Annotated in this window: 9 protein-coding genes; 8 read left to right on the top strand and 1 reads right to left on the bottom strand. The window is 39.1% G+C overall.

The window, feature by feature from the left end; translation table 11 throughout:
- Window positions 1-171: 171 nt before the first annotated feature.
- Window positions 172-666, bottom strand: coding sequence for a hypothetical protein (locus AOQ32_RS07835; RefSeq protein ID WP_059394336.1), 495 nt, complete (start codon window positions 664-666; stop codon window positions 172-174).
- A 45-nt stretch (window positions 667-711) separates the two neighbouring features.
- On the opposite strand from AOQ32_RS07835, the gene AOQ32_RS08725 reads away from it, so the two are divergent.
- From AOQ32_RS08725 to AOQ32_RS09070, 8 genes are read left to right on the top strand one after another with little or no spacing between them, the layout of a single operon-like run.
- Entirely contained in the window at window positions 712-870 is a 159-nt protein-coding gene (locus tag AOQ32_RS08725; RefSeq protein ID WP_158531892.1) for a hypothetical protein, read from the top strand.
- Window positions 871-872: 2 nt separating this feature from the next.
- Window positions 873-1,145, top strand: a complete 273-nt coding sequence (locus tag AOQ32_RS07830; protein WP_059394335.1) for a hypothetical protein — start codon at window positions 873-875, stop codon at window positions 1,143-1,145.
- Window positions 1,146-1,161: 16 nt separating this feature from the next.
- Window positions 1,162-1,578, top strand: coding sequence for a hypothetical protein (locus tag AOQ32_RS07825; protein WP_059394334.1), 417 nt, complete (start codon window positions 1,162-1,164; stop codon window positions 1,576-1,578).
- Window positions 1,579-1,581: 3 nt separating this feature from the next.
- On the top strand, window positions 1,582-2,205 hold the full coding sequence (locus tag AOQ32_RS07820) for a Sak single strand annealing protein (RefSeq protein WP_059394333.1): 624 nt from the start codon (window positions 1,582-1,584) through the stop codon (window positions 2,203-2,205).
- Complete coding sequence (ssb, locus tag AOQ32_RS07815) at window positions 2,202-2,633, top strand: single-stranded DNA-binding protein (RefSeq protein WP_059394332.1); 432 nt, start codon at window positions 2,202-2,204, stop codon at window positions 2,631-2,633. Before AOQ32_RS07820 ends, ssb begins: the two co-directional genes overlap by 4 nt.
- Window positions 2,634-2,651: 18 nt before the next feature.
- Window positions 2,652-3,458, top strand: a complete 807-nt coding sequence (locus AOQ32_RS07810; protein ID WP_059394331.1) for a phage replisome organizer N-terminal domain-containing protein — start codon at window positions 2,652-2,654, stop codon at window positions 3,456-3,458.
- 13 nt (window positions 3,459-3,471) lie between these two features.
- On the top strand, window positions 3,472-4,296 hold the full coding sequence (locus tag AOQ32_RS07805) for an AAA family ATPase (RefSeq protein WP_059394330.1): 825 nt from the start codon (window positions 3,472-3,474) through the stop codon (window positions 4,294-4,296).
- The gene (locus tag AOQ32_RS09070) at window positions 4,293-4,424 is read left to right on the top strand and encodes a hypothetical protein (RefSeq protein WP_275542756.1); all 132 of its coding nucleotides are present in this window, start codon (window positions 4,293-4,295) and stop codon (window positions 4,422-4,424) included. Before AOQ32_RS07805 ends, AOQ32_RS09070 begins: the two co-directional genes overlap by 4 nt.
- Window positions 4,425-4,533: the final 109 nt, after the last annotated feature.

Raw genomic sequence — 4,533 nt, 5'->3', positions numbered from 1 at the left:
GACGTGATGACAAAAAGAAAGCAAAATAAAAGCCCGCTTAGCAGAGCGAGCTTAGGCATAAAAATTCCTGGATGAATATTTATTCCTCTATTTTATCACAGAAAAGGAGTCACTATGCAAATACTCGCAGTTATTATCATGACAGTTGTGGTGATTGTTCAGATTATCGATTTAGTTCTTAGAATTAAAAACGACGAACGATTTTGATTTATAAAGTACACGAATTCGTTTATCGGTGATCACTTTAATTTTAGTTGGTTGGTCAGTTACTAATGTTTTGATTTTCATTTCTTTGTATGGAGAAAGAACGGTTGGATTGAAAGGTGTGAGTTTATCATCATCTTTCAGAAAATCAGCGACAGTTGAACTTTTTTGTTTGAGTATTTCACTCAGATTATTTTGTAGCATGATTTTGTCTCTTAGTTGAGTATCGACTTTTCTTTCACTAATCATAATGTCATTTTTTAAAAAAGTAATGTTTTCAATCTTTATAGCTGATGGTGAATCATTGTAAATCGTAAAAGAAACCCTTTTCTCATCATATTTTTCATTAAATTGATAGTCAACAATATTAATCTTAGCTTTCGACCGAATCCATGTATAGAACAGGGAGGTCAATGCAATTATTAAACTGAAAATCGAAATAATTATAGAAAAAATAGCCATTTGTTTAGGTTTTCCTTTTTAAATAAATATACCACGGAGAAAATAATGAACGAAGAACAATATATCAAAATCATTAAGTCGCAGGCAGAAGTTATCAGCAATCAATCAGGGTTAATCAATGATCTTAGCAAATTGGCACATGATTTAACAGATAAAGTAGCCGCAGATGTAGTTGTTTCGGGATTTTCAAAAACGGAGGGCTAATCGTGACAACAGGAAATCGAGTAGCAGACGGCCTTGACCAACATTTACGTGAATATGATGAATGGGTCAGCAAGAAGCAGTCAGAGACTCATATCAACGTTTGGCATCACGGCGAACTAAGCCTTGATGAAATTGAAGAGTCGAACTTGGGCCCTTTTTTAAAGTATATCAAGAAGACGGGATATCCATTTCAATATGTACTTGATGCTGATTTAGGAGAGTTCTTAGACTCTGATGACTTAACTAGTTACTCAGTAACAACGATTTATTTCTAATGATAGAGGATATTTTATGCCAGAAGTACATGATTTAACGTCACTGACAGAAGATGGCGAGATATACACCTATAACAGACTAATGAGCTCTGATACACAACATGAGGTATCGCCAGAACAATTTGATGACATCTATACCAACGTTATTGAGCGCATGGATAAAATTGTAACCGCTTGGAAGAAAGAGCGTAAGAACCGACTTAATGCAGGCGAACACCTATCTGGTTATTACAACCGAATCGATAAAGATAAAATCCTAGTCAACAACAAAGCCAACATCGATTATATCTATCGCGAGAAAGGCTGGTTAGGTCTAAAAGTACCAACATACAAGCAACTAATCAAATTATTCCCAGAAATGGAAGAAGACGAAAACTTACAGGTCATTGAGCAAGATAAAACAGTGGTAGCGCCACGAAAGGGAAGGGAGTAAATAATGACAGAAAAGTCAGTTTTTAAAACACTAAGTGAAATTGATGTCAGTGATCACGTTGATAAAAAGGGTAATTTCAATTATTTGTCGTGGCCATGGGCTATCTCAGAAGTTATGAAGAATTACCCTGACACAACTTATGAGGTTAAAGAAGCCGAAGATGGCGGATATTTATTCGGAAATCCTCAACGAGGATACTCGGTTAAGACGTCTGTCACAATTCAAGGGCGCACGCTTGGTATGTGGTTGCCTGTGATGGATATGCGTAACAAGTCACTGATGAAGCCTACTTCAACAGACGAGAATAAGGCTGTTATGCGGTGTCTTGTAAAGAATTTGGCTATGTTTGGTCTAGGCCTTTACATCTATGCAGGAGAAGACTTGCCAGACGTTGAACCTGAGAAGGTTTCAGAAGAACAGGTCAACATCTTAAAAATTACGATTAGTAATGCCGAAAAGTTGACAGGAGCAACACTGACTAAGTACGTCAATGAGCATCTAAATGTTAGCAACTTAAATAGCCTAACAGTCAATGACTATCCACGGGCAGAAGCGTTGGTGAACGACTTATTAGAACGAGCTAAAGCAAAGGCAGAAAGAACAGATAAAGAGGAGGAAACAGCATGATTAATCGAGTGGTATTGATTGGACGAATGACTAAGGATGTTGAACTGCGGTATACACAATCTGGTACTGCGGTTGGCTCGTTCACATTGGCAGTCAATCGTTCGTTTAAGAACAGTGATGGTGAACGAGAGGCAGACTTTATCAACGCTGTTATCTGGCGTAAGGCGGCTGAAAACTTGGCTAATTTTACAGGAAAGGGTGCAATGGTTGCAATCGAAGGACGGTTGCAAACACGTAACTATGAAAATAACCAGGGCCAGCGAGTATATGTAACTGAAGTAGTAGTCGATAACTTCTCACTGCTTGAATCAAAGGCGGAATCTGATAAGCGACGCGCAGAAAATGGAACGTCACAACCTGCACAGCAATCACCAGCACCAGCAAACAACGGTGGAATTGATATCAGTGATGACGACCTGCCTTTCTGATTGGTATAGGTGTATTAAATGGCAAATAAAAAATACTTTTGGATTAAATTGAGACCTGATTTCTTCAACGATCCTTATATCAAGTTATTAAGAAGAATGGCTGGTGGAGACACTTACACCATCATTTACTTAGAAATGTTAATAAAGAGTGCCTCGACAAACGGCATGATTTACTTTCAGGGAGCTGGAGAGGATATTGCCGAAGAATTAGCGCTAATGCTTGATGAAAACGTTGAAGATGTTCGAGCGCTGCTTGCTTACTTAGAAGCAAAAAAGTTGATTACTCACCCTGAAATAAAACAAGATTTATTCTTGGTGGCAAGCGCTGATATGACTGGATCAGAAGTGGATTCAGCCAAAAGAGTTCGTGAATTTAGACAACGCCAAAAACAAAAAGCGTTACAAAGTAACACCGAAGTAACGAATGGTAACGATAAGTTAGAGATAGAGAAAGAGTTAGAGAAAGATATAGATACCCCCCTTACCCCCCGAGGGGAAGATGAAGTGGTATCTGTAAATCCTGCCAAAGAAATGTTGGATATCTTTAATAACTCAATGAATCGAACTTTAACAAATTCTGGAATCTTTGGTCAGCTAGTTATGAAGAACATTTCAGTTCAGGAATTTCAAGACGTAATGAATTACATCGTTGATAACTGGACAGAAGATATTATTTCAAATTTCTCAAGTTCAACGCTAGTTAATAAATTTGATAAATATTCAGACAAAGCCAGTGAATTTGGTTATCGAGATGGAAAACGTCCCAACAATAAGTCTAAAGGCAACCAAGACCTAACAAAGACCTATGGTGATTGGGACTTCTGATTGGAGGTAACAGATGGACAGCTTATCAACAGCGGTTAAGAAAATGGATGAGGACCTTAGTAGCGTTGAGGCTTACAAGAAGGCTAAGGAACATCTGAGCGGTCTAACTCCAGAAGAAAAGCAGGCGTACATCAAAATGCGTGAAATGAAGGTTGACCAAGAGGCTTATCTAAAAATGATGGCTACTAAGCGCAAGACTTTTGATACTTGGAGCGTTTGGGGTGGCTCTGGCCGACAAAAGTTCACCTTCGATTTGTGGGACCCAAGCCAACAGTCGAACCAGGCCAAAGCGGCAGAGTTGAAATTACACGCTAGGAAGCTCGCTAAGCGCATTATTGATGGTTCTGGTATCAATGTACTCCTGGCTGGAAAAGCGGGAACAGGGAAGACGGCAATGAGTCTGGCGATGGTTGAGGCACTACGGGGGTATTCAGACAAGACAGTGATGTTTGTCAGCACAATTGCTCTATCTGATAAGATCCACAACTTCTACGACAAGCAGGTCCAAGAACAAGTGTCTTACACCAAGAAATTGATGAAAGAGGTTGATGTCCTGGTGCTTGATGATTTCGGATCAGAAGCTGGAGGAATGGGTAACACTGATAAGTCAGCTAGTGAACCACTGCAGAAGTTTTTCTTTGAAGTTGCTGATGCACGTCAGGCCAAAGATGAATTTGGCAAGCGGACCAAAACAAACATCGTGACAACTAACCAGAAGATTACAGGCGGGAACAACAGCCTGGAACATTCTTATCACGAAAAAATTATCAGTCGCTTAATTGCGAAAAAAGAAGCCAATCAACTTATCTTTGGTGGAATGGAGGACTTGCGAGAATGAACGAACCAAAAATTGCCAAAAATTCTGAATTGCAGGATATGGCCAAAAAGCAACCGCACGACAGCAAAGAAGAATTGATGGCTATGTTGATTTTCAGAAAAACACATTTAAAGGAATTTTTAAAATGACAACGACGTACAAAAAAGCACACTTGCGTGCCAAGTTAAAGTTGGCAGATGCCAGCGAGATTATCGGAATTGACGAAAAAGATTTAGGACGGATTGAAAAAGGAATCGT

This window comes from Fructobacillus tropaeoli, from assembly GCF_001047135.2.
GTDB classification, from domain to species: Bacteria; Bacillota; Bacilli; order Lactobacillales; family Lactobacillaceae; genus Fructobacillus; species Fructobacillus tropaeoli.
Note: the sequence above shows the minus strand (reverse complement) of the source record. Positions and strands in the feature narration are given on the sequence as shown.

Excerpts from the sequence above, each read along its gene's own strand:
- AOQ32_RS07810 (WP_059394331.1), top strand. The coding sequence starts at position 2,652 with ATGGCAAATAAAAAATACTTTTGGATTAAATTGAGACCTGATTTCTTC.
- AOQ32_RS07805 (WP_059394330.1), top strand. The coding sequence starts at position 3,472 with ATGGACAGCTTATCAACAGCGGTTAAGAAAATGGATGAGGACCTTAGT.
- AOQ32_RS07825 (WP_059394334.1), top strand. The coding sequence starts at position 1,162 with ATGCCAGAAGTACATGATTTAACGTCACTGACAGAAGATGGCGAGATA.
- AOQ32_RS08725 (WP_158531892.1), top strand. The coding sequence starts at position 712 with ATGAACGAAGAACAATATATCAAAATCATTAAGTCGCAGGCAGAAGTT.
- AOQ32_RS07820 (WP_059394333.1), top strand. The coding sequence starts at position 1,582 with ATGACAGAAAAGTCAGTTTTTAAAACACTAAGTGAAATTGATGTCAGT.
- AOQ32_RS09070 (WP_275542756.1), top strand. The coding sequence starts at position 4,293 with ATGAACGAACCAAAAATTGCCAAAAATTCTGAATTGCAGGATATGGCC.
- ssb (WP_059394332.1), top strand. The coding sequence starts at position 2,202 with ATGATTAATCGAGTGGTATTGATTGGACGAATGACTAAGGATGTTGAA.
- AOQ32_RS07835 (WP_059394336.1), bottom strand. The coding sequence starts at position 666 with ATGGCTATTTTTTCTATAATTATTTCGATTTTCAGTTTAATAATTGCA.